The organism is Streptomyces sp. NPDC002564, from assembly GCF_042889645.1.
In the GTDB taxonomy this organism is placed as follows: domain Bacteria; phylum Actinomycetota; class Actinomycetes; order Streptomycetales; family Streptomycetaceae; genus Streptomyces.
This window is the reverse complement of record NZ_JBIARE010000003.1, coordinates 133,908-156,322: the sequence shown is the minus strand read 5'-3', so window position 1 is coordinate 156,322 and position 22,415 is coordinate 133,908. Positions and strand designations below refer to the sequence as shown.

Genomic DNA, 22,415 nt, shown 5'->3' with positions numbered 1-22,415 from the left:
GCGCCGACGGCAAGGCCTCAGCCCTCGACGCGTCCTGCGGCGTCGGTGTGCGGGGCGGCCGGGTCCGGGTACTGGCGGGGTGCCAGGCGGTTCAGGATGTCGGTGACCGCGACGGAGTCGATGTAGGCGTCGACCGCGACGATGGTGTCGCCCCGCGAGTCGAAGTGGCAGACCCAGACGTAGAAGGGGTCGTACGGAACGCCGTCGAGAGCGACGCCGACACCCTGCATCTCCACCACGGACACCGGCCCGTCGCCGTGCAGGGCTTTGACGTGGAACCGCAGTCCTCCGGAGAGCAGGGGCAGGACCTGGCCGATCGAGGCCGGAATTAACTCCGCCTTGCTGCGGTACTGCCCGGCGAGCGGATGCCGGCCGTGCAGGGTCCACCGCACGTCGTCCGCGAGGTACGCGAAGAACTCCTTGACGGTGTCCACGTTCTCCAGCAGGGCGAACAGTTCCCGTCGGGATGCGCTGACTTCTTGTGAAGCGGCCATGGATCTGCCTCCGGTTGCGTCGAGGGACGGTCTGTCTCACCGCACATGATCCGAGAAACAGCGCCCAGGACTCAAGATCGGGGGAGCGCCCTGCTCGTGCCCCCAGATCGACGCGCGGGGCGTGGAAAAGTGGGCGCGCGCTGGCACTCGTCCGCTGCCCATGCACCGCGGGTTGGCGTGTCCGGTCGCCGCCTGGTCCGGGCTGCAGGAGCCGCTCAATGGCGAGGCCTCGCTCCTCCTGCCGATGGGGTCGGCGGGAGGAGCGAGGCCTGGCTGATCGTGGCGGGCCGTCCGGGGGCGGGCCGTGCCGTGGTGGGCTACTTCGTCTTCGGGCCGCCGCGCGGCATCCGCATGCCCTTGGGCATCGGACCCTTCGGCAGCGGCATGTTCGACATCAGGTCGCCCATCGCGCGCAGGCGGTCGTTCGTCGCCGTCACCTGCGGGCCCGTGAGGACGCGGGGGAGCTTCAGGAGCGTCGTACGGAGCTTCTTCAGGGAGACCGTGTCGTCCGTGGTGCCGACGATGACGTCGTGCACCGGGACGTCCGCCACGATGCGCGCCATCTTCCGCTTCTCGGCGGCCAGCAGGCCCTTCACGCGGTTCGGGTTGCCCTCGGCCACCAGGACGATGCCGGCCTTGCCGACGGTGCGGTGCACCACGTCCTGGCTGCGGTTCATCGCGACCGCGGGGGTCGTCGTCCAGCCGCGGCCGATCTTGTCGAGCACCGCGGCCGCCGCGCCGGGCTGGCCCTCCATCTGCCCGAAAGCGGCCCGCTCGGCCCTGCGTCCGAAGACGATCGCCATCGCGAGGAAGGCGAGCAGGAAACCGAGAATGCCCAGGTAGACCGGGTGACCAAGCCAGAAACCGATCGCGAGGAAGACGCCAAAGGTGACGATTCCCACAGCCGCGATGATGAGACCGATCTTGGAGTCGGCCCGCCGGGTCATCTTGTAGGTCAGGGCAATCTGCTTGAGTCGCCCTGGCTCCGCGGCCGCATCCGCCGCGGTGGATTCCTTCCTCGCCATGAGGCGAAGTCTACGTGCCCCCGGATGCGACTACGACGTGCGGGTTGTCACGGCCTCTTCGAGCACGCGCAGCGCGTCGACCCGGTCCTTGGCGCGGCGCCGGTCCTCCAGGACGGACGTCCACGCATTGCGCCGTGCGGTGCGCTGGCCGCCGCTCATGAGCAGCGACTCGACGGCGCGCAGGGCGTCGGCGACGGACGGGATGGCGGTGGCGCGAACGGGCGCGGCCTGCATGATGGGGCCCTCCTGGGGAGCGGCTCGGGTGGGGGGAACGGCTGGGGCGGTGCTCTGCGTGCGGTGCTTCACGTGCGGTAGTACCAGGGTCACTGATTGGTGTTACCAGGGCGTGACCGGGTGGTCAAACACGGATGAAACCTTGACGCCATGCCGCAAAACGCTGACGCGGCCCGTACGCCCCCGTCACCTGCGGGGATCGTGCGGACCGCGTCGTCGCGGCTTTTACCGGTGGGTAGTCACTTGTGCGCCGATTCACACGGCGTGCGCGCGGGCGGCATGTGCCCGCGTCACGGGGCCCGGCTCGCGCCGTCCGCCGCACCCTCCGACGCGGAGGGCCCGCGGTCGCCTCAGACGGCCTGCGAGGCGACGTACTGGCCGCGCTTCTCGATCGCCATCTGGTAGAGGCGGCCCGCGCGGTACGAGGAGCGGACCAGCGGCCCGGACATCACGCCGGAGAAGCCGATCTGCTCGGCCTCGTCCTTCAGCTCCACGAACTCGGCCGGCTTCACCCAGCGCTCCACGGGGTGGTGGCGCGGGGTCGGCCGCAGGTACTGGGTGATCGTGATGAGCTCGGTGCCCGCCTCGTGCAGCTGGCGCAGCGCCTCGCTGACCTCTTCGCGGGTCTCGCCCATGCCGAGGATCAGGTTCGACTTGGTGACCAGGCCGGCCTCACGGGCCTTCGTGATGACCTCGAGGGAGCGCTCGTAGCGGAAGCCGGGGCGGATGCGCTTGAAGATGCGCGGCACCGTCTCCACGTTGTGCCCGAGGACCTCGGGGCGGGACGAGAAGACCTCGGCCAGCTGGTCCGGGTCGGCGTTGAAGTCCGGGATGAGCAGCTCGACCTTGGTGTAGCCCTCGGCGCGCTCCGCCGTCATCGCGTGGATCTGGCGCACCGTCTCGGCGTACAGCCAGGCGCCGCCGTCCTCCAGGTCGTCGCGGGCGACGCCGGTGATCGTGGCGTAGTTCAGGTCCATCGTGACGACGGACTCGCCCACGCGCCGCGGCTCGTCGCGGTCGAGGGCCTGCGGCTTGCCGGTGTCGATCTGGCAGAAGTCGCAGCGCCGCGTGCACTGGTCGCCGCCGATGAGGAACGTGGCCTCGCGGTCTTCCCAGCACTCGTAGATGTTCGGACAGCCCGCCTCCTGGCAGACCGTGTGCAGACCCTCGCTCTTCACGAGCTTCTGCAGGGCGTTGTACTCGGGGCCCATTTTCGCCCGGGTCTTGATCCACTCGGGCTTGCGCTCGATGGGGGTCTGGGCGTTCCGGACCTCCAGGCGCAGCATCTTGCGTCCGTCGGGTGCGACTGCGGACACATCGGCTCCCTGTAGCTTCGATTCTTCGGCGCACACCAGGGTACGCCCCTGATGTCGGTGGGCTTACTTCTGGCCAACCTCTGGCCAAGGGGGTGCATTCCCCCGAACCCCGGTTCCTTTTAGGCGCTGGCCTTCTCGGCCTGCCCGGCCGTCTCGATCTGCCCGGCCGCCCCGGTCTGCCCGGCCGTCCCGGTCTGCCCGGCCGTCTCCGTCTTCTCGACGACGCGCGGCTTCAGCTCCGCGTTCTCCAGGACCTCCCGCAGGTGCCGCTCGGCGACCGGCAGCACGTCCGCGATGGTGACCTCGCGGTCCAGCTCGTACGAGAGGGACGTCACGCCCGCGTCCCGGATGCCGCACGGGATGATCCGGTCGAACCACGTGTTGTCCGGGTTCACGTTCAGCGCGAAGCCGTGCATCGTCACGCCCTTGGCGACCCGGATGCCGATCGCGGCGATCTTGCGGTCCTCGCGGCGCTGGCCCGCGTTGGAGGGGGCGTACTCCGGGCCGTTGAACCGGGCGTCGAACTCGTCGTCCTGCAGCCGCGGGTCGAAGTCGAGGGAGAGCCCGCCGAGCGCGGGGCGCTGCTCCACCGGGTCGCCCAGGACCCAGACGCCGCTGCGCCCCTCGATGCGGGTCGTCCGCAGACCGAACTCCGCGCACGTACGGATAAGTGCCTCTTCCAGGCGGCGTACATGTGCTACGACGTCCACCGGGCGGGGCAGCTTCTGGATCGGGTAGCCGACCAGCTGGCCGGGCCCGTGCCAGGTGATCTTGCCGCCGCGGTCGACGTCGACGACCGGGGTGCCGTCCAGCGGGCGCTCGCTGTCCTCGGTGCGGCGGCCCGCGGTGTAGACCGGCGGGTGCTCCAGGAGCAGGCAGGTGTCCGGGACCTCGTCGGCGAAACGGGCGGCGTGCACGCGGCGCTGCTCGTCCCATGCCTCTTGGTACTCCACGGAGTCCGGGCCGAAGCCCAGCCGGACGAACCGAAACTCACTCACGGCAGGTGCCTCCCTGAACGTTCATCGTGCACATATCGCGCCCCTGCCACTGTACGGGCCGCCTCGACCGACAACCTCGGCCCGGGTTCCTCACACGATCGGATGAATGACGGACGAAAGGGGGTCCACAGGCTGTGATGGCCGCTACATTCACGCCGTTCACGAGGCCATAAGGGCTGCTCAAGGCAGGCCCGGAAGGCAGGAGACCGCACAGCCGATGACGGAACGACCCCCGCAGCGCACCCCAAATCGCCAGCTAGCCGCGCTCATCTCGGAAGCCGGGTTCTCCAATGCGGGCCTCGCGCGCCGCGTCGACCAGCTGGGCCTCGAGCACGGCCTGGACCTGCGGTACGACAAGACGTCCGTGACCCGGTGGCTCCGCGGCCAGCAGCCCAGAGGCACCACACCCGCGCTGATCGCCGAGGTCTTCACGAGACGGCTCGGGCGCCGCCTGTCCGCCCAGGACCTCGGACTCGACGCCTGCGCGCCGGTCTACGCGGGCCTGGAGTTCGCGGCGAGCCCCGAGGAGGCCGTCGACATCGTCGGCGGCCTGTGGCGCAAGGACTCCGGAAGCCACGCGGAGTTGCGGAAGATCGCGTTCACCCCGGCCGGGCTCGTGGTGCCCAGCCGGGACTGGCTGATCGGCCGCGCCGACGAACGCGTCGGCCGCGGCGACGTCGACCCCCAGCGCGTCCCCGTGCAGGGCCGCCCCGCGGTGCCCCGCCAGCGCCAGGGGCCCGAGCGCGGCCCCGGCCAGCGGGTCAGCAGCGGCGACATCGCGGCGCTGCGCTCCGTGGGCGAGCTCTTCCGCGCCCTCGACCACGCCTACGGCGGCGGGCACGCGCGCCAGGCCCTGGTCCGCTACCTGGAGCACGAGGCCGAGCCGATGCTGCGCGGTGTGTACGGCGAGCAGGCCGGGCGGCGCCTGTTCGGGGCCGCGGCCGACCTGACCCGCCTGGCGGGCTGGACCTCCTACGACATCGCGGCGCACGGCCTCGCCCAGCGGTACTACGTGCAGGCCCTGCGCCTGGCGCAGGCGGCGGGCGACCGGGCGTACGGCTCCTACGTCCTGGTGACGATGAGCCGCCAGGCCGTCTACCTCGGCCATGGACGCGAGGCCGTGCAGCTCGCCCGGGTCGCCCAGCAGGGCGTCGGCTCCTCGGCGCCGCCCGTCGTGCAGTCCCTGCTGTACGCGGCGGAGGCGCGCGGGCACGGCGTGCTCGGCGAGGTGCGGGCCTGCACGGCCGCGCTGGTGCGCGCCGAGCGGTCCCTGGAGGCCGCGCGGACCGGTGACGAGGTGCCGCACTGGGCGCGCTTCTTCGACGAGGCGCAGCTCGCGGACGAGTTCGGGCACAGCTACCGCGACCTGCAGCAGTACCGCGCCGCCGCGCAGTACGCCGAGCGCTCGCTGCAGCTGCGCGCGCCCGCCTTCGCGCGCAGCCGCCTCTTCTGCCGGGTGGTGCTGGCCTCCGCGCGGCTCGGCCTCGGCGAGCTGGAACTGGCCTGCCAGCTCGGCGCCGAGGCCGCGCAGGCCGCCGGCGAGATGCGCTCGGCGCGGGCCCACGAGTACGTACGCGACTTCGAACGCCGCCTGGAGCCCTACCGGGACGCGGCGCCGGTGAGGGGGTACCGCGACCGGGTCGCCGCGCTCGGGTAGGCCGCCGCGCGCTCACGCCAGGCGCGCGACCTCCTCGGGGGTCAACGCCTCGTCCCAGGTGACCAGTTCGTCCAGGTCGCCGCGGAGGCCCGCCCGCTCCGTGCCGAGGGAGCGCAGCGGCAGCGGGATCGAGGCGGCGACGGTCCCGACCCGCCGCCCGTCGGCGTACAGCGTGGTGGAGCCCTTGGTCGCCACCCAGGTCAGCCGGGTCCAGCGGCCCGGCGCCACGGTGTGGTCGAAGCTGTGGTCGGCGGTGCCGTACCGGGTGAAGCCGACCCTGCCCGTGCCGTGCTGCATCAGCTTCAGGGCGCCCGCCCTCGAGCTGAGCAGCACCTGGTCGCCGGTCCGTTCCGTCGGCCGGACCCGGACCGAGGCCGTCCACGGCTCGGCGACGTCCAGGCCGCCGAAGCCCACGCCGTCCCGGTCGGAGGCGAAGCGCCAGGCCCGGCCGTGCACACCGGGCACGGGTGTGGGGTTGTCGACGATGTACGAGGTGCCGGACAGGTCACCGGCGCTGTCCTCGGCGAGGAGCGTGTTGCCGGGGCTGCCCGCGTACGTCCAGCCGCTCGGGTACGCCGCGTCGTCGAAGGTCCACCGGTGGCTGGGCCGGCCCGTGACGCGCGGCGGGAGGGGCGCGGGGGTGGTGGCCGGCTCGCCGACGCGGGCGGCGCGGGCCCGGAAGCCGGCGAGCGTGTCCGGCGCCGGCGTGCTGTTCCAGGTCCGGTCGGCGAGGATCGCGCGGGCGCCCGCCATGTGCTGCTCGAAGTAGCCGTCGTCGGCCCAGAAGTTGTAGTCGGCCCAGTTCGTGATGCCGGAGCCGAGCATGTCGGGCGCGGTGCTCGGCGCCCAACTGCCGTACATCCAGGGCTCGTCCGGGTACAGGTGGTGGTAGTTGTTCGGGGTGTTGTAGAAGGGGCCGACGGCGATCTCGTCGTGGCCCGGCACGGCGGGCTCGGCGCCCGTGCCCTCCCAGGTGAGGAAGACGACGCGGGCGCGGACCCGCTGCCGGGGCGCGTCCAGGCGCTCGGAGCCGTTGTAGACGGCGGTGCGTTTGCCGTGCGAGGCGACCACGTCGTCGAGGGCGTTGAGGTAGCGGTTGAGGAGGTCGCCCAGGGTGGAGACGTCGGGGGCGGACGCCAGGTGGTCCCGCACGCGCGGGCACGCGGCGAGCTGCGCGGGGACCTCTTCGGCGCCGATGGAGAACAGCGGGGCGTCGAACCAGCCCGCGAATTCGTCGACGATCTCCTTCGACGTGGCGATCGCCCGGTCGCTGGTCAGGTCGACGACCCAGTCGGGCGTCAGGTGGGAGTGGGTGTGCGCGCCCGTGCAGGCGCCGGGGCCCGAGCCGAAGCCGATGCCGAAGGTCCGGCTGATCGTGGTGGCGTGGCCCGGGAGCTCCAGGCCCGGCATCAGCTGCACGTGGTGGCGGGCCGCGAAAGCCTTCAAGTGCTCGATGTCGGCGCGGCCGTAGCTGTGCCGGGGGTCGGCGAGCCCCGGGAACCGCGGGCTGTCCAGGCGGAAGCCCTCGGCCTCGGAGAAGTGCAGGAGCAGCGTGTTGAGCTTCTGGTCGGCCATCCTGCGGATCAGGTTCTCCAGGTACGGGATCCGCCAGTACTTGCGGCCCGCGTCCAGGTGCACCATGCGGATGCGCTGCGCCGGGCGGTCCACGGCCCTGGCGCGGGGCACCTGGCGGTGGTCGTCGGCCGTGGCCCGCAGGAGCTGCAGGAGGGTGTGGGTGCCGTAGAAGAGGCCGTGCGTGGAGGCCGCCTCGACGCGCACCGGGCCGCGGCTGTCGAAGAGGTGGCCCTCGGCGCCGGGCGCGCCCCGGTCGGTGAGGGCGAGCACGATGTCGCAGGGTGCGGGGGAGGGGTCGTCGGTGACGCGCGGGGCGAGGCCGGTGACCTGCTCGATCTCGGTACGGAGCCGGGTGGCGAGCTCGTGCACGGACTGCCGTGCGGGGCCCGGGAGTTCGGCGCGCCCGGCGGGCAGGTCGGCGTCGGCCGCCGTGCGCGGGTCGATGAGGATGCGGGTGGCCCGGGTGAGCGCGGTGCGTCCCGCGAAGGGCGTCCAGTCGGTGGGCCGGGGGATGACGGAGGGGGGTGCGTCCGCGCCGCCGGACTCCGCGCCCGGGACGTCGGCTCGGGCGGTGGGCAAGGTCGGAGCTCCCATGAATCGGCCGGGGAGGAGTGATGCCGCCGGGTGGTGCGGCCCGCGCCGGTCCTCCCGCTGCTTGGCGGTCCAGGGGGACCGTAATCGCGTAGAGGTGCCGTGGCAAGGGGAGTTGTGGGTCACGTCGGGTCGGTGAAGCCCCCGCGCGTGGGGCGCGGGGGCTTCACCGGGGCAGGCGGAGAGGTCGGATGACTAGGCCGCGGCGGGCAGGGGTTCTCCGGCGTACGCGGGGGTGATCCCGAAGTCCGTGAGGGCGGCGTGGGCGGCCCGCCGACCGGAGTGCAGGGCGCCCTGGACCGTGCTGGTGTCCCGGTGGTCCCCGCAGACGTAGAGCCCCGCGAGCAGCCGCACCGGGCGGCGCACGTCGTGCGGGGGCGGCATCGCGGGCACGGCCTCGCGCGTGTGGTGGACCGCGAGCGACTCCCAGCGGTGCGTGGGGACGCCGTACAGGGCGGCGAGATGCGTGCGCACGGCCTGCTCGTCCGGCGGCGGGCCGAGGACCGTGGAGGAGATCAGGACGCCGTCGGCGGGCGCGCGCGAGGGGTCGACCTGGCTGACGACCGAGGTGTGGGCGACCGGACCCGCGCGGTCGGCGTCCAGGAGCAGCGCCGGGCCGTCCAGGGGCGGTTCGGGCGCGGTGTGGTGGAACACCGACACCTCGTGGAACGGCGGCACGCGCAGGCCGGGGAGCAGCTCGGCGGCGGCGCGCGCGTCGGTGGCGAGCAGGACGGCACGGCAGCTGATCTCGCCGTGCTCGGCGGTGCCGACCGCGCTGGTGGAGACCGAGATGACCCGGACCCCGGTGCGCACCACGCCGGGCGGCAGGGCGGCGGCGAGGAGCTCGGGCAGGACCTCGGCGCCGCCCTCGGGCAGGCAGAGGCGGCCGCGCGCGAAGGCGTGCAGGGCGAGGTCCGCGCACCGGCTCGACGTGGTCAGGTCCGGGTCGCAGAGCAGCGCGGAGAGCAGCGGGCGCAGGAAGCCGTGGATGGTGCGCGCGGGCAGGCCGCGGGCCGAGAGCGCCGCGCCGGCGGGGAGTTCGGGCCGGGCCAGGAGGCGTTCGACCGGCAGGGCGGCGAGCCGGGCGAGGGCGGAGCCGAGGCGTGCCTGGTCCAGCGGGCCGCCGAGCGGCGCGGAGCGGGAGGCGGTGCCGGGGGCGGCCCGCGCCGGGGTGCGTGCGGCCAGCGGACCCAGGGGGGCGCTCGCGAGGGCGCGCGCTGCCGTGAGTGCGCCCCTTGCGCTCCGTCCGGGCAGGGGCTCGGCGGCGCGGTGGTGCCGGCCCTCGCTGTGCACGAGGAGGCCGGGCGCGAAGGGGCGCAGGACCAGGGAGCCGAGCCCCGGTGTGCGGCGCAGTTCGGGATACGAGGTGGTGAGGAGCTGGCCGATCCGGTCGAGCCGGAACCCGTCGACCTTCTCCGTCGACATCCGGCCGCCGACGTAAGGGGCGGCCTCCAGGACAACGGTCGTCACACCGGCACTGGTCAGCCGGTGCGCTGCCGAGAGCCCCGCGGCCCCGGCTCCCACGATGACGACATCCGCATGGTGCGCAGGCTCTGGCACGTGCCCCTCCCGAGGTCGCGCTGCTTGTGGGGAGCTGATGCCCCCGACAGGGCTCCTGAATACCCGAGTAGGACCCGAGTGATACCCGAGTCGGGCACGAGGGTAGGAGCGGTTCCGGTCGAAGGCAGTCGCGCATGCACCGGGCACGGTCGCACAGAGGTCGCACGGAAGTCGCAGGGCGGCCGCGGGCCGGAACGGATCAGGCCAGCGCCGCCCGGATCGAGTCGTCGATGCCGGGGAACGCGAAGGCGAAGCCGGACTCCAGGAGCCGCGTCGGCAGGACGCGCTGGCTGCCCAGGACGTCCCCGGCCATCTCCCCGAGCGCCAGGCGCAGCGCCGGGGCGGGCACGGGCAGCAGCGTGGGCCGCTTCAGGACGCGCCCCATCGCGGCCGTCACCTCGCGGTTGGTGACCGGGTCGGGGGCCGTGAGGTTGAACGGGCCCGACAGCGTCCTGGTGTCGATCAGGTGCCGCAGCGCGGCCACCACGTCGTGCAGGGAGATGTGGCTCCAGTACTGCCGGCCGTTGCCGAGCTGTCCGCCGAGGCCCGCCTTGAAGAGCGGGAAGAGGCGGCCCCAGGCGCCGCCCTCACGGCCGACCACCAGGCCGTTGCGGGCCAGCACGGTGCGGATGCCCGCGCCGCGGGCGGCCCCGGCCGCCTCCTCCCACTCCACGCAGAGCGAGGGCAGGAACCCGTCGCCCGCCGGGGCGGTCTCGTCGACCGCCCGTGCACCGGTGTCGCCGTAGTAGCCGATCGCGCTGGCGTTCAGGAACACCTGCGGGGGCGCGTCCAGCGAGGCGACGGCCGCGGCCAGGGTGCGGGTGCCGAGCACCCTGCTGTCCCTGAGCTCCCGCTTGTACGCCGCCGTCCAGCGGTGGTCGCCGATGCCCGCGCCCGCCAGGTTGACGACCGCCGTGCAGCCCGCGAGCCCGGCCGTGTCGACGTACTCCTTGTGGGGATCCCAGCGCACCTCGTCCCCGGCCCGCGGAGTGCGGCGCACCAGCCGCACCACGTCGTGCCCGTCGGCGGCGAGGGAGCGGGTGAGCGCCGTACCGATGAGCCCGGAGGCGCCGGCCACGGCGACGCGCGACTGTGTGGTGTCCATGCGGTCCATCCTGCCCCGTGGCGGCCGGGCCGTGCCCCCTGTGCCGGACCGGGACGGCGCGCGTCGCGGCCGCCGTAGAGTTGCGCCATGCCGGACATGCACATACGAACCGCACGGCCCGAGGACGACGACGAGCTCGCCCGTCTCGATCGCGCCACCTGGTCCACGCTGCACGCGGTCCAGCCCCGCCCCCAGCCCCCCTACGAGCCCTTCTTCAACGACCGCTTCGGCCCCCACGACCACCTGGTCGCCGAGACGGACGGGCGGATCGTCGGCTATGTGAAGCTCGGCTTCCCCACCCCGCTGCTGGTCAACGCGCACGTGCGGCAGATCCAGGGCTTCGTCGTCGCCGAGGAACTGCGCGGCCGGGGCGTCGGCCGCACACTGATCCGGGCGGCCATGGACGAGGCCCGCCGCCAGGGCGCGCTGCGCATCACCCTGCGCGTCCTCGGGCACAACACCCCGGCCCGCAAGCTCTACGAAGCGGAGGGGTTCGTCATCGAGGGCGTACTGCCCGGCGAGTTCCTGCTGGACGGCGTGTACGTCGACGACGTCCTCATGGGCCGCCCCCTCTGACCTTCCCGGCGCGCGGACCCGCCGGGTCCGGCACCCGACGGACCGGCCCGGCGTGCGGGGGCGCCGTGCCCGTAGGAGCGTGAAGAGATGATCAGGGCTGCGGCCAGACGGCGCGACGCGGACCAGCGCGACTGGCTGCTGCGCGGCACGCCCCCGCCGCCGTGGGTGCGCTGGCCGCCGCCGCTGCTCCTGCTCGTGATCATCCTCGTCCAGGTCGTCACCCCCAAGACGGTGGACCTGAGCTTCCTGGTCGCCGCCGTCCCGCCGCTGGCCGCGCTGTCGTACGGGCCCGCCGCCACCGCCGTGGTCGGCGGCGTCGTGATCATGCTGCTCTCGCTGCCCGGCTTCGGCCTCGGCCACCCCGGCAACAGCGACGAGCTGACGATCACCTTCATCGCGCTGCTCAGCGTCGTCTTCGCCTGGGTGCGCAGCCGCCGCGAGGCCCAGCTCGTGACGGTCCGCACGGTCGCCGAGGCGGCCCAGTACGCCGTCCTGCCGCCGCTGCGGGAGCGGGTCGGCAGGGTGCGGTGCGCGGGCCTGTACGAGGCGGCGCAGCACGAGTCGCTGGTCGGCGGCGACTTCTTCGACGTCCGCCGGGGGCCCGGCGGGGTGCGGGCCCTGGTGGGCGACGTGCAGGGCCACGGGCTCGCCGCGGTCGGCACGGTCGCCGCGCTGCTCGGCGCGTTCCGCGAGGCGGTCCTCGACAAGGCCGACCTGGCGGGCGTCGCCGCCCAGCTCGACCGCAGGCTGGTGGTGGACTCGGCGGGGCAGGAGCACCCGGAGCTGTTCGCCACGGCGGTGCTCCTGGAGTTCCCCGACGACGCCCCCGTCGTCCGCGTCGTCTCCTGCGGGCACCCGCCGCCCCTGCTGCTGCGCGGCACCGAGGTGACGGAGCTCGACGTCTCGCCGGGCGCCCCGCTGGGCCTCGGCATCGCGGGCCCCGACCCCTGCGAGCAGCTCACGGTGCCGCTGCTCGCCGGGGACCTGGTCCTCGGCCTGACCGACGGGGTGAGCGAGGCGCGGGACGCGTCCGGCGCGTTCTACCCGCTGCCCGACCGCCTCACCGCGATGCTCAGGGCCGACCCGTCCCTGCCGGCCGACCCGGTGGCCCTCATGGAGCGGGTGTGGGCGGACGTGGTGGGCCACGCGGGGGAGATACGGGACGACGTGACGATGATGATCTTCGCGCCGGAGCCGGAGCCGGAGCCGGAGCCGGAGCCGAACCCGGAGCCGCAGCCGCAGCCGCGCCCGGCCCCGGAGTCGGGCCTGGCCCCGGAGTCGGGCCCGGACCCTGAATCCGGCCCGGACCCTGAATCCGGCCCGGACCCGGAATCCGGCCCGGACCCGGAATCCGGCCCGGACGGGGGCCGCCCCGAGGGGACGTGAGCCGCGGGCACGGCCTAGTCCTCCCGCGTCAGCACCCGCATCCCGCCCATCAGTTCCGCCAGGCACCGCACCGCGAGTTCCGCGGGGGAGCCGGGCCCCGTGACGTCCGCGTCCGACTCCGCCCATGTCTCCAGGGCGATCCTGATCGCGTCCGTCGCCGCGGCCGCGGCCAGCCGGACCTCCAGCGGTCGTGCGCCCCCGCCCGCGAGCTCCGCGACGACGGGCCGCAGCTTCTCCTCCGACTCCTGGTTCACGCGGTACCAGACCGCCCGCAGCGCCGGATCGTCCACGGCGGCCCGCAGCAGCCCGCGCGCCTGGCGCAGCCCGTCCGCCGCCGCCTCGTCGGGAGCGGCGAGGGCCTCGGCGATCGCGCCCCGCAGGGCCTCGGGGAGCGTCGCGCCCGGCTCGCTCGCGGCCAGGAGCGCACGCCAGCGCTCCCCGCCGACGGCGAGCAGCGGGCCCACCGCGTCCTGCTTGGTGCGGAAGTACCGGTAGAAGGTGCGCAGGGCGACCCCGGCCCGGCCCGCGATGGCCTCGGCCGTCGTCCCGTCCGGCCCCTGCGCGGTGAAGAGCTCGGCCGCGGCGTGCGCGATCTCCAGCTGGGTGGCCCGCTTGCGGCGCTCCGTCAGGGACAGCGGCGGGAGGGACGGCGACTGGGTGCTCACCCCTCGCACCCTACGCCGATCCGGCCAGACAGGCACGTCAAGTCGTTGTGGCACAACGTGCCATCCAGGCGTACCGTGTAATGCGAAGGCAGGACCGTTGCGAGAGTGGAGAGAACGCCATGCAGAGCGCCATGCAGACCCTGAACCGTTACGAGGGGCGCCGCGCCCTGGTCACCGGCGGCGGCTCCGGCATCGGCCAGGCGACCGTGCTGCGCATGCTGGCCGAGGGCGGCCGGGTCGTCGCCGCCGACGTCAGCGAGGACGGCCTCAAGGACACCGCGGCCAAGGCGGGCGCCGCCGCGGAGCGCCTCACCACCCTGGTCGTGAACATCGCCGACGAGGCCTCCGTCCGCGCGGGCGTCGCCGCCGCCACCGCCGCGCTGGGCGGCCTGGACGTGCTGGTGAACGCCGCGGGCATCCTGCGCTCCTCGCACACCCACGAGACCACCCTCGACGCCTTCAACCAGGTCGTCGCGGTCAACCTGACCGGCACCTTCCTGATGATCCGCGAGGCGATCCCGGCACTGCTGCGGGGCGAGGGCGCCGCCGTGGTCAACTTCAGCTCGACGTCCGCGATGTTCGCCCACCCGTACATGGCGGCGTACGCGGCCAGCAAGGGCGGCATCCAGTCCATGACGCACGCCCTCGCCGCCGAGTACGGCAAGCAGGGCATCCGCTTCACCGCCGTGCAGCCCGGCTCCATCTCCTCCGGGATGACGGACGGGACCGGCGCGAGCCGGCAGAGCGTGGGCCCCGGCCTGCCCGCGGACGCCGACATGAGCCTGTTCGTCAAGCTCGCCCCCGCCATCGGCCAGGGCTTCGCGGGCCCCGAGACGGTCGCCTCCGTCGTCGCGATGCTCGCCTCGGACGACGGCCGCTTCATCACCGGCACCGAGGTCCGCGTCGACGGCGGCACCCACTTCTGAGCCGGGCGGGACGCTCAGTCCGCCATGTAGCGCTGCCACAGCTTCGGATAGCGCCGCGCCATCGCGGTGTCGTCCTCGAAGTCGATCGCGCTGCCCTCCGGCTCGGCGGGCGCGGGCGCGAGACCCAGATCCGGGGCGTCGACGCCGGTGAGCTGCTCGTACGCCTCGTCCGCGGCGTAACCGAGCTCCTCGCCGTCCCCGTCGAGCTCCTCGTCGAAGTCGTCGAGCAGATCGGCGAGCGCGTCCGGGTCGTGCACGGCGCCCTCGAACACCTCCCGGCCCTGGCCGATCAGCCAGCACCGGAAGTAGTCGAAGGCGTCGTCGCCCGCGCCGCCGAGCAGCACCCAGGCCGCGCCCCACAGGTCCCAGCGGTAGGCGCGGTTGTAGCGGGACTCGAAGTGACGGGCGAAGTCGAGGACGGAGTCCGGGTCGGACTGCACCAGTCTCTCGACGAGCAGCTCGGCGTGGTCCTCGGGGTCGCCGCCCGCGGCCTCCCGAGTACGGTCCACGATCTCCCAGAACTCCGTCTCGTCCATCACGGGTCCAGCATCGGTCCTGCGGGGTGGGGGCGCACGCGGAGTGCGCCGGAATGCGGCTGTCTCGTTATCCGCGCACATGCCGACGGAAAGGCCGACAGGAGATGTCGGCTTTTGCTGGCAGCCTCAAGATCATGGAGACCACACAGACACTGACCGGAAAGATCGCCCTGGTCGCGGGCGCCACCCGCGGCGCGGGCCGCGCCATGGCCGTGGAGCTCGGCCGCGCCGGGGCGACCGTGTACGTGACGGGCCGCACCACCCGCGCGCACACCAGCGAGATCGGCCGCGGCTCGGAGACCATCGAGGAGACCGCCGAACTGGTCGGCGCGGCGGGCGGCACCGGCATCGCCGTACCCACCGACCACCTGGAGCCCGACCGGGTCGAGGCCCTCGTCGCGCGGATCGACCGCGAGCAGGGCCGCCTCGACATCCTCGTCAACGACATCTGGGGCGGCGACATCCACGTCGAGTGGGACAAGAAGATGTGGGAGCACGACCTCGACAAGGGGCTGCGCATCCTGCGCCTCGGCATCGAGACCCACATCGTCACCAGCCGCTACGCGCTGCCGCTGCTCCTGAAGAACCCCGGCGGCCTCGTCGTCGAGGTCACCGACGGCACCGCGGAGTACAACGGCGCCAACTACCGCAAGCCGTTCTACTACGACCTCGCCAAGGCGGCCCCGCTGCGCATGGCCAAAGGCCTGGCCGAGGAGGTCGAGGAGTACGGCTGCACGGCGCTCTGCCTCACGCCCGGCTGGCTGCGCTCGGAGTTCATGCTCGACACGGCCTTCGAGGTGACCGAGGAGAACTGGCGCGACGGCACCGAGCGCAACCCGCACTTCGCGATCTCCGAGACGCCGGCGTTCATCGGCCGGGCGCTGGTCGCGCTCGCCGCCGACCCCGACGTGCGGCGCTGGAACGGCGCGTCCCTCTCCAGCGGCGGACTGGCCAAGGAGTACGGCTTCACGGACGTCGACGGCTCCGCGCCGGACGCCTGGCGCTACCTCACCGAGGTCGACCAGGAGAGCGGGACCGCCGACGTCACCGGCTACCGCTGACGGCATCGGCCGACGGCAGAATGAGAGCATGCGCGCTGCCCGCCTCATCAAGATGGTGCTCCTGCTCCAGGCCCGCCCCTCCATGACCGCCGCGGAGCTCGCGGCCGAACTGGAGGTGTCCGAGCGGACCATCACCCGGGACGCCCAGGCCCTCTCGGAGGCGGGCGTCCCGGTGTACGCGGACCGCGGGCGGGCCGGCGGCTACCGCCTCATCGGCGGCTACCGCACCCGGCTCACCGGGCTCGGCCGCAGCGAGGCGGAGGCCCTGTTCCTGTCCGGAGTGCCGGGCGCGCTGCGCGAGATGGGTCTGGAGGACGCGGCGTCGGCGGCCCGCCTGAAGGTGTCGGCGGCGCTGACGCCCTCGCTGCGGGACGCCTCGCAGAACGCCTCGCAGCGCTTCCACCTGGACGCGCCGGGCTGGTTCAGGGAGACCTCCGCGCCCGGACTGCTGCCCCCGCTGGCCGACGCGGTGTGGGACGACCGCCGCGTCACCGCCCGCTACCGCCGCCAGGACGCCGAGGTGGAAAGGGAGTTGGAGCCCTACGGCCTCGTGCTCAAGGCCGGGGTCTGGTACCTGTGCGCGCGGGTCCCCGACACCGGCTCGTTCCGGGTGTACCGCATCGACCGGTTCACCGCGGTCGACCCGGGCGAGGAGCGCTTCGCCCGCGACGAGGAGTTCGACCTGCCGGGCTTCTGGGAGGAACGGGCCGCGCAGTTCGCGCGGGCGCTCCTGCGCTCCGAGGTGGTGGTGCGGCTCTCGGCGGCAGGCGCACGGCGGCTCCCGCACGCCACCGACCCGGTCGCCGCGCGCGAGGCCCTGGCCGGCGCGGGCGAGCCGGACGACCGGGACCGGGTGACGGTGACGCTCGCGGTCGAGAGCGAGGACGTCGCGTACACCCAGCTCCTGTCCCTGGGCCCGGAGGCGGAGGTACTGTCCCCGGCCCCGCTCAGGGCGCGCTGCGCCGAAGCGGCCCACGAAATGTCCGCCCGCTACCGCTAGCCACCCCCCCCCAGAGAAAGGGCGGGTGGGTGGGAAGAATCCCGCAGTAGGCGCACACGGCAACGGGCCCCCACCCCGTAGGGGAGAGGACCCGCACCCGCATCAGGCCGAAGGCTACAGACCGTACTTGGCCCGGGCCTCCTTCACCGCCGACGCCGGCACCTCGCCGCGACGGGCGAGCTGCGCCAGCGACGCGACGACGATCGACTGCGCGTCGACGCCGAAGTGGCGACGCGCCGCGTCCCGCGTGTCGGAGAGGCCGAAGCCGTCCGCGCCGAGCGAGGAGTAGTCCTGCTCGACCCACTGCGCGATCTGGTCGGGAACCTGGCGCATGTAGTCGGAGACCGCGAGCACCGGACCCTGCGCACCCTCAAGTGCGGTCCGTACGTAGGGCGTACGCTCCTCGCCGCGCAGCAGCGCCTCGTCCGCCTCCAGGGCGTCGCGCCGCAGCTCGGTCCAGGACGTCGCGGACCACACGTCGGCGGCCACGCCCCACTCCTCGGCGAGCAGCTTCTGGGCCTCCAGGGTCCAGTGGATCGCCGTGCCGGAACCGATGAGCTGGATGCGCGCGGCGTTGGCGGCCGGGGAGAGCCCCGCCGTCTCGGCCGTGTTGAAGCGGTACAGGCCCTTGACGATGCCCTCGTCGACGCCCGCGGGCTTCGCCGGCTGCGGCATCGGCTCGTTGTAGACCGTGAGGTAGTAGAAGACGTTCTGGTCCTCGCCCTCGTGGGCCTCGCCGTACATGCGGCGCAGCCCCTCCTTGACGATCGCGGCGATCTCGTAGGCGAACGCCGGGTCGTAGGAGAGCGCGGCCGGGTTGGTCGCGGCGATCACCGGCGAGTGGCCGTCCGCGTGCTGCAGACCCTCACCCGTCAGCGTCGTGCGGCCCGCCGTGGCGCCGACGAGGAAGCCGCGGCCGAGCTGGTCGCCGAGCTGCCACATCTGGTCGGCGGTGCGCTGCCAGCCGAACATCGAGTAGAAGATGTAGAAGGGGATCATCGCTTCGCCGTGCGTCGCGTACGACGACGACGCGGCGATGAAGTCCGCCATGGAACCGGCCTCGGTGATCCCCTCGTTGAGGATCTGGCCGTCCTTGGCCTCCTTGTAGTACATCAGCTGGTCGCGGTCGACCGGCTCGTACGTCTGGCCCTTGGGCGAGTAGATGCCGAGCGAGGGGAAGAGCGACTCCATGCCGAAGGTGCGCGCCTCGTCGGGGACGATCGGCACCCAGCGCTTGCCGGTCTCCTTGTCGCGGACCAGGTCCTTGACCAGGCGGACGAACGCCATGGTCGTGGCCACCGACTGCGATCCCGAGCCCTTGTCGAAGGAGGCGAACGCCTTGTCCGCGGCGGCGGGCAGCGGGGCCAGCGGCTGCGTGCGGCGGGCCGGGGCCGGACCGCCGAGCGCCGCGCGGCGCTCCTGGAGGTAGCGGACCTCGGGGGAGTCGGCGCCGGGGTGGCCGTAGGGCACCTGGCCGTCGACGAAGTCGCTGTCCGGGATCGGCAGACCGAGCAGGTCGCGCATGTCCTTGAACTCGTCCACCGTGAGCTTCTTCATCTGGTGGTTGGCGTTCTTGGACGCGAAGCCCTTGCCGAGGGTGAAGCCCTTGACCGTCTGCGCGAGGATCACGGTCGGCGCGCCCTTGTGGGTGAGCGCCGCACGGTAGGCCGCGTAGACCTTGCGGGCCTCGTGGCCGCCGCGCGAGAGGTGGAAGCACTCGCTGATCTTGTCGTCCGTGAGCAGCTTGCCCAGCTCGACGAGCGCGGGCGCGGAGCCGAAGAAGTGCTCGCGGATGTAGGCGGCGTCGCGGGTGGCGTACGTCTGGAACTGCGCGTCCGGCACCTCGCGCAGGCGGCGGACCAGGGCGCCGGTGGTGTCGAGCCGGAACAGCTCGTCCCAGGCGTTGCCCCACAGGACCTTGATGACGTTCCAGCCGGCGCCGCGGAACTGCGCCTCCAGCTCCTGGACCACGCGGAAGTTGGCGCGGACCGGGCCGTCGAGGCGCTGCAGGTTGCAGTTGATGACGTACGTGAGGTTGTCCAGACCCTCGCGCGCGGCCAGGGCGAGGGCCGCCGTCGACTCGGGCTCGTCCATCTCGCCGTCACCGAGGAACGCCCACACGTGCGAGGCGGAGACGTCCTTGATGCCGCGGTTGGTGAGGTACCGGTTGAAGCGCGCCTGGTAGATGGCGGAGAGCGGACCGAGACCCATGGAGACGGTCGGGAACTCCCACAGCCAGGGCAGGCGGCGCGGGTGCGGGTAGGACGGGAGGCCGTTGCCGCCCGCCTCCTGCCGGAAGTTGTCGAGCTGCGCCTCGTTCAGACGGCCGTCGAGGAAGGCGCGGGCGTAGATGCCGGGGGAGGCGTGGCCCTGGATGTACAGCTGGTCGCCGGACCCGGGTGCCTCCTGGGATTCCTTGCCCTTGAAGAAGTGGTTGAAGCCCGTCTCGTACAGCCAGGCCGCGGACGCGAAGGTCGCGATGTGGCCGCCGACGCCGTGCTTGGAGCCGCGGGTGACCATGGCGGCCGCGTTCCAGCGGTTCCACGCCGTGATCTTGCGCTCCATCTCCTCGTCACCGTCGACGGACGGCTCGGCGGAGGTGGGGATGGTGTTGACGTAGTCCGTCTCCAGCAGCTTCGGCAGCGCCAGGCCCGCGCCCTCGGCGCGCTCCAGCGTGCGGCGCATCAGGTACGCGGCACGGTGCGGCCCGGCCGCCTCGGTGACGGCGTCCAGGGAGGCCTGCCATTCGGCGGTCTCCTCGGGGTCGCGGTCCGGGAGCTGGTCGAGCTCGCTCGGCTGGATTGCGGAGGGGTCGGTCATTGCGCCGCCTTCCTGAGTCGGAGGGGGTCCCCTGTTCGGTAAGGGGTGGGGGTGCCCGATGTCTTGGCAGGACAGGGCGTGAGGCTCTGGTGTGAGCCCGTCGGAGACTGTAACTCCGTGATCGATGATCGATCAAAGGGTTGAAGGCGAAAACTCCTCCGGATCGAGAAAGTAGGCATCCGGTGCCAGGAATGCGGGCACGCGGTGCCTTCGAATGGAAGGGTTCCCGCAGGTGGGAGCACGTATGAGCGGGTCGTCCACGGATGAGCGTCGGCGGGCGCGACGGCCCGCGGAGCACGTCAGGGGCGCGGGGCGCAGCCGAGCACGTGGGACTTCACCAGCTCCGCGATGGCGGGATCGCGCCGCCGGAACGCCGAGACCAGGGCCTCGTGCTCCTCCGCGTACGACTGCTGGACCGTGCCCAGCCAGCGGATCGACAGCGCCGTGAAGACCTCGATGCCCAGGCCCTCCCAGGTGTGCAGGAGGACGGAGTTGTCCGCGGCGCGCACCAGCTCCCGGTGGAAGGCGACGGTGTGCCGCACCTGCCCGGTGCCGTCGGCGGCGCGGTCCGCCTCGTAGAGGGCGGCGACGTGCGGTTCCAGGGCCGAGCAGTCCGCCGCCAGCCGCTCCGCCGCGAGCTCCGCGGCGATGGCCTCCAGGCCGGCCCGCACGGGGTAGCTCTCCTCCAGGTCGGCGGCCGTCAGATTGCGGACGCGTACGCCCTTGTTCGGGGCGGACTCGATCAGCCGCAGGGTCTCCAGCTCGCGCAGCGCCTCCCGCACCGGCGTCTGGGAGACTTCCAGCTCCACCGCGATCCGGCGCTCCACGATGCGCTCGCCCGGCTTCCATCTCCCGCTGACGATCCCCTCCACGATGTGCTCGCGGATCTGTTCGCGCAGCGAGTGAACGACGGGCGCGGTCATGTGGGCTCCTCAGGCAGGGGCAGGCAGGCGCCCCAGGGCGTAGTGACCCCTAGACAATACGGCGACGCCCCCGCCCGGAAGACTCCGGACGGGGGCGTACGCGCTGATGAGACGAGTGTTACAGACGCACGGGGCGCCCGGCACGTCGCATCGGACTACAGGCCGAGCTCGACCTCGAACTCGCCGGCCTCGAGGATCGCCTTGACCGCGGTCAGGTAACGGGCGGCGTCCGCGCCGTCCACCAGACGGTGGTCGTAGGAGAGCGACAGGTAGGTCATGTCGCGCACCGCGATGGTCTCGCCGAGGTCCGGGTGGTTGATGACCACCGGACGCTTGACGGTCGCACCGATGCCGAGGATGGCGGCCTGGTTCGGCGGCACGATGACCGTGTCGAACAGGGCGCCGCGCGAGCCGGTGTTGGAGATCGTGAACGTGGCGCCGGACATGTCGTCCGGGGTGAGGCCACCGCCACGGGCCTTGCCGGCCAGCTCCGCGGTCTTCTTCGAGATACCGGCGATGTTCAGGTCGCCCGCACCCTTGATGACCGGCGTCATCAGACCCTTCTCGGCGTCCACGGCGATGCCGATGTTCTCCGAGTCGAAGTACGTGATGGTGCCTTCGTCGTCGTTGATCCGGGCGTTGACGACCGGGTGGGCCTTCAGCGCCTGGGCGGCGGCCTTGACGAAGAACGGCATCGGGGAGAGCTTGACGCCCTCGCGGGCCGCGAAGGAGTCCTTCGCCTTGGCGCGCAGCTTCATCAGCTTGGTGATGTCGACCTCGACGACCGAGGTCAGCTGGGCCTGCGAGTGCAGGGCCTTCATCATGTTGTCGCCGATGACCTTGCGCATGCGGGTCATCTTGACCGTCTGGCCGCGGAGGGGGGAGACCTCCAGGGCCGGGGCCTTCGAGGCCGCCGGAGCGGCAGCGGCGGCCGGGGCCGGGGCCGACTTCTTGGCCTCGGCGGCGGCGATGACGTCCTGCTTGCGGATGCGGCCGCCGACACCGGAACCGGTGACCTCGGAGAGGTTCACGCCGTTCTCGGACGCGAGCTTACGGACCAGCGGGGTCACGTAGGCGCCGTCGTCGGCCGGGGTGGCCTGGGCCGGGGCGGCGGGCGCGGCCGGAGCCGGCTGGGCCGGGGCCGGGGCGGCAGCGGCGGGCGCGGCCGGAGCGGCGGGAGCCGGAGCCGGGGCGGCGGGCTGCGCGGGGGCCGGGGCGGCCTCCTGCTTCGGCGCCTCCTGCTTCGGGGCCTCCTGCTGCGCGGGGGCGGCCGGGGCCTCCTCCTTGGCCGGAGCGGCGGCGGCACCGGGCGCACCGATGACGGCGAGCTTGGCGCCGACCTCGGCGGTCTCGTCCTCACCGACGACGATCTCGAGCAGCACGCCCGCGACCGGCGAGGGGATCTCGGTGTCGACCTTGTCCGTCGAGACCTCCAGGAGGGGCTCGTCGGCCGCGACCTCCTCGCCGACCTCCTTCAGCCAGCGGGTGACGGTGCCCTCGGTGACGGACTCGCCGAGCGCGGGCAGGGTGACCTCGGTGCCCTCGGCGGAACCGCCGGAGGCGGCCGGGGCGGCGGGCGCCTCGGCCTGGGCGGGGGCCTCCTGCTGCGGGGCCTCCTCCTGGGCGGGGGCGGCGGGTGCCTCGGCCTGCGCCGGGGCGGCCGAGCCGCCCGCGTCGCCGGAGCCGTCGTCGATGACGGCGAGCTCGGCGCCGACCTCGACGGTCTCGTCCTCGGCGACCTTGATGGAGGCCAGGATGCCGGCGGCCGGCGAGGGGATCTCGGTGTCGACCTTGTCGGTCGACACCTCGAGCAGCGGCTCGTCGGCCTCGACGCGCTCGCCCTCGGCCTTCAGCCAACGGGTGACAGTGCCCTCGGTGACGCTCTCGCCGAGCGCCGGAAGGGATACGGAAACCGCCATGGTTTCAGTTGCTCCTTACGGATGGGGCCTCCCCGGCTCGAGCGAAGT

Annotated in this window: 19 protein-coding genes; 6 read left to right on the top strand and 13 right to left on the bottom strand. The window is 73.1% G+C overall.

Annotated features, from left to right (window positions below; genetic code table 11):
* Positions 1 to 17: 17 nt before the first annotated feature.
* From ACFYXE_RS12260 to lipB, 5 genes are all read right to left on the bottom strand, one after another.
* The gene (locus tag ACFYXE_RS12260) at positions 18 to 494 is read right to left on the bottom strand and encodes a nuclear transport factor 2 family protein (RefSeq protein WP_389311655.1); all 477 of its coding nucleotides are present in this window, start codon (positions 492 to 494) and stop codon (positions 18 to 20) included.
* 317 nt (positions 495 to 811) lie between these two features.
* Positions 812 to 1,519 (bottom strand): DUF4191 domain-containing protein, encoded by a 708-nt coding sequence (locus ACFYXE_RS12255; protein WP_361165648.1) that lies wholly within the window; start codon positions 1,517 to 1,519, stop codon positions 812 to 814.
* 30 nt (positions 1,520 to 1,549) lie between these two features.
* The gene (locus ACFYXE_RS12250; RefSeq protein ID WP_361165651.1) at positions 1,550 to 1,753 is read right to left on the bottom strand and encodes a hypothetical protein; all 204 of its coding nucleotides are present in this window, start codon (positions 1,751 to 1,753) and stop codon (positions 1,550 to 1,552) included.
* Between the two features lie 350 nt (positions 1,754 to 2,103).
* A complete protein-coding gene (locus ACFYXE_RS12245) occupies positions 2,104 to 3,069 on the bottom strand; it encodes a lipoyl synthase (protein ID WP_361165654.1) in 966 nt (321 codons plus the stop codon).
* A 119-nt stretch (positions 3,070 to 3,188) separates the two neighbouring features.
* Entirely contained in the window at positions 3,189 to 4,067 is an 879-nt protein-coding gene (lipB, locus tag ACFYXE_RS12240) for a lipoyl(octanoyl) transferase LipB (protein WP_389311652.1), read from the bottom strand.
* 217 nt (positions 4,068 to 4,284) lie between these two features.
* On the opposite strand from lipB, the gene ACFYXE_RS12235 reads away from it, so the two are divergent.
* Positions 4,285 to 5,724, top strand: coding sequence for a regulator (locus ACFYXE_RS12235; RefSeq protein WP_361165660.1), 1,440 nt, complete (start codon positions 4,285 to 4,287; stop codon positions 5,722 to 5,724).
* Between the two features lie 12 nt (positions 5,725 to 5,736).
* Here the strand turns inward: ACFYXE_RS12235 and ACFYXE_RS12230 are convergent, their stop codons facing one another.
* The 3 genes from ACFYXE_RS12230 to ACFYXE_RS12220 form a co-directional block, all read right to left on the bottom strand.
* Positions 5,737 to 7,878 (bottom strand): family 20 glycosylhydrolase, encoded by a 2,142-nt coding sequence (locus tag ACFYXE_RS12230; protein WP_389311649.1) that lies wholly within the window; start codon positions 7,876 to 7,878, stop codon positions 5,737 to 5,739.
* 207 nt (positions 7,879 to 8,085) lie between these two features.
* The gene (locus ACFYXE_RS12225) at positions 8,086 to 9,450 is read right to left on the bottom strand and encodes an NAD(P)/FAD-dependent oxidoreductase (RefSeq protein WP_389311647.1); all 1,365 of its coding nucleotides are present in this window, start codon (positions 9,448 to 9,450) and stop codon (positions 8,086 to 8,088) included.
* Positions 9,451 to 9,649: 199 nt separating this feature from the next.
* Positions 9,650 to 10,555, bottom strand: a complete 906-nt coding sequence (locus ACFYXE_RS12220; protein WP_389311645.1) for a TIGR01777 family oxidoreductase — start codon at positions 10,553 to 10,555, stop codon at positions 9,650 to 9,652.
* Between the two features lie 87 nt (positions 10,556 to 10,642).
* On the opposite strand from ACFYXE_RS12220, the gene ACFYXE_RS12215 reads away from it, so the two are divergent.
* The gene (locus tag ACFYXE_RS12215; protein WP_389311643.1) at positions 10,643 to 11,131 is read left to right on the top strand and encodes a GNAT family N-acetyltransferase; all 489 of its coding nucleotides are present in this window, start codon (positions 10,643 to 10,645) and stop codon (positions 11,129 to 11,131) included.
* A gap of 87 nt (positions 11,132 to 11,218) precedes the next feature.
* Entirely contained in the window at positions 11,219 to 12,517 is a 1,299-nt protein-coding gene (locus ACFYXE_RS12210; RefSeq protein WP_389311641.1) for a SpoIIE family protein phosphatase, read from the top strand.
* A gap of 14 nt (positions 12,518 to 12,531) precedes the next feature.
* Here the strand turns inward: ACFYXE_RS12210 and ACFYXE_RS12205 are convergent, their stop codons facing one another.
* On the bottom strand, positions 12,532 to 13,182 hold the full coding sequence (locus ACFYXE_RS12205) for a TetR family transcriptional regulator (RefSeq protein ID WP_389311639.1): 651 nt from the start codon (positions 13,180 to 13,182) through the stop codon (positions 12,532 to 12,534).
* 131 nt (positions 13,183 to 13,313) lie between these two features.
* Here ACFYXE_RS12205 and ACFYXE_RS12200 point away from each other — a divergent pair, with 131 nt between their 5' ends.
* Positions 13,314 to 14,108 carry an SDR family NAD(P)-dependent oxidoreductase gene (locus ACFYXE_RS12200; RefSeq protein ID WP_389312532.1) on the top strand — a complete coding sequence of 265 codons (795 nt, stop codon included), beginning with the start codon at positions 13,314 to 13,316 and terminating at the stop codon, positions 14,106 to 14,108.
* 14 nt (positions 14,109 to 14,122) lie between these two features.
* On the opposite strand, the gene ACFYXE_RS12195 is transcribed toward ACFYXE_RS12200, so the two are convergent.
* The gene (locus ACFYXE_RS12195; RefSeq protein ID WP_389312530.1) at positions 14,123 to 14,644 is read right to left on the bottom strand and encodes a DUF4240 domain-containing protein; all 522 of its coding nucleotides are present in this window, start codon (positions 14,642 to 14,644) and stop codon (positions 14,123 to 14,125) included.
* A gap of 134 nt (positions 14,645 to 14,778) precedes the next feature.
* Between ACFYXE_RS12195 and ACFYXE_RS12190 the strand changes: the two genes are divergently transcribed.
* Together ACFYXE_RS12190 and ACFYXE_RS12185 are read left to right on the top strand one after the other, a co-directional pair.
* Positions 14,779 to 15,705 carry an SDR family oxidoreductase gene (locus ACFYXE_RS12190; protein WP_389311637.1) on the top strand — a complete coding sequence of 309 codons (927 nt, stop codon included), beginning with the start codon at positions 14,779 to 14,781 and terminating at the stop codon, positions 15,703 to 15,705.
* Between the two features lie 28 nt (positions 15,706 to 15,733).
* Positions 15,734 to 16,705, top strand: a complete 972-nt coding sequence (locus tag ACFYXE_RS12185; protein ID WP_389311635.1) for a helix-turn-helix transcriptional regulator — start codon at positions 15,734 to 15,736, stop codon at positions 16,703 to 16,705.
* Between the two features lie 114 nt (positions 16,706 to 16,819).
* On the opposite strand, the gene aceE is transcribed toward ACFYXE_RS12185, so the two are convergent.
* The 3 genes from aceE to sucB form a co-directional block, all read right to left on the bottom strand.
* On the bottom strand, positions 16,820 to 19,525 hold the full coding sequence (aceE, locus tag ACFYXE_RS12180; RefSeq protein ID WP_389311633.1) for a pyruvate dehydrogenase (acetyl-transferring), homodimeric type: 2,706 nt from the start codon (positions 19,523 to 19,525) through the stop codon (positions 16,820 to 16,822).
* Positions 19,526 to 19,824: 299 nt separating this feature from the next.
* A complete protein-coding gene (locus ACFYXE_RS12175) occupies positions 19,825 to 20,448 on the bottom strand; it encodes a GntR family transcriptional regulator (RefSeq protein ID WP_361165690.1) in 624 nt (207 codons plus the stop codon).
* Positions 20,449 to 20,603: 155 nt separating this feature from the next.
* The gene (sucB, locus tag ACFYXE_RS12170; protein ID WP_389311630.1) at positions 20,604 to 22,367 is read right to left on the bottom strand and encodes a 2-oxoglutarate dehydrogenase, E2 component, dihydrolipoamide succinyltransferase; all 1,764 of its coding nucleotides are present in this window, start codon (positions 22,365 to 22,367) and stop codon (positions 20,604 to 20,606) included.
* Positions 22,368 to 22,415 lie beyond the last annotated feature (48 nt).

Excerpts from the sequence above, each read along its gene's own strand:
- ACFYXE_RS12215 (WP_389311643.1), top strand. The coding sequence starts at position 10,643 with ATGCCGGACATGCACATACGAACCGCACGGCCCGAGGACGACGACGAG.
- ACFYXE_RS12220 (WP_389311645.1), bottom strand. The coding sequence starts at position 10,555 with ATGGACACCACACAGTCGCGCGTCGCCGTGGCCGGCGCCTCCGGGCTC.
- ACFYXE_RS12195 (WP_389312530.1), bottom strand. The coding sequence starts at position 14,644 with ATGGACGAGACGGAGTTCTGGGAGATCGTGGACCGTACTCGGGAGGCC.
- sucB (WP_389311630.1), bottom strand. The coding sequence starts at position 22,367 with ATGGCGGTTTCCGTATCCCTTCCGGCGCTCGGCGAGAGCGTCACCGAG.
- ACFYXE_RS12190 (WP_389311637.1), top strand. The coding sequence starts at position 14,779 with ATGGAGACCACACAGACACTGACCGGAAAGATCGCCCTGGTCGCGGGC.
- ACFYXE_RS12250 (WP_361165651.1), bottom strand. The coding sequence starts at position 1,753 with ATGCAGGCCGCGCCCGTTCGCGCCACCGCCATCCCGTCCGTCGCCGAC.
- ACFYXE_RS12260 (WP_389311655.1), bottom strand. The coding sequence starts at position 494 with ATGGCCGCTTCACAAGAAGTCAGCGCATCCCGACGGGAACTGTTCGCC.
- ACFYXE_RS12185 (WP_389311635.1), top strand. The coding sequence starts at position 15,734 with ATGCGCGCTGCCCGCCTCATCAAGATGGTGCTCCTGCTCCAGGCCCGC.
- ACFYXE_RS12175 (WP_361165690.1), bottom strand. The coding sequence starts at position 20,448 with ATGACCGCGCCCGTCGTTCACTCGCTGCGCGAACAGATCCGCGAGCAC.
- aceE (WP_389311633.1), bottom strand. The coding sequence starts at position 19,525 with ATGACCGACCCCTCCGCAATCCAGCCGAGCGAGCTCGACCAGCTCCCG.
- ACFYXE_RS12235 (WP_361165660.1), top strand. The coding sequence starts at position 4,285 with ATGACGGAACGACCCCCGCAGCGCACCCCAAATCGCCAGCTAGCCGCG.
- ACFYXE_RS12200 (WP_389312532.1), top strand. The coding sequence starts at position 13,314 with ATGCAGACCCTGAACCGTTACGAGGGGCGCCGCGCCCTGGTCACCGGC.
- ACFYXE_RS12210 (WP_389311641.1), top strand. The coding sequence starts at position 11,219 with ATGATCAGGGCTGCGGCCAGACGGCGCGACGCGGACCAGCGCGACTGG.
- ACFYXE_RS12255 (WP_361165648.1), bottom strand. The coding sequence starts at position 1,519 with ATGGCGAGGAAGGAATCCACCGCGGCGGATGCGGCCGCGGAGCCAGGG.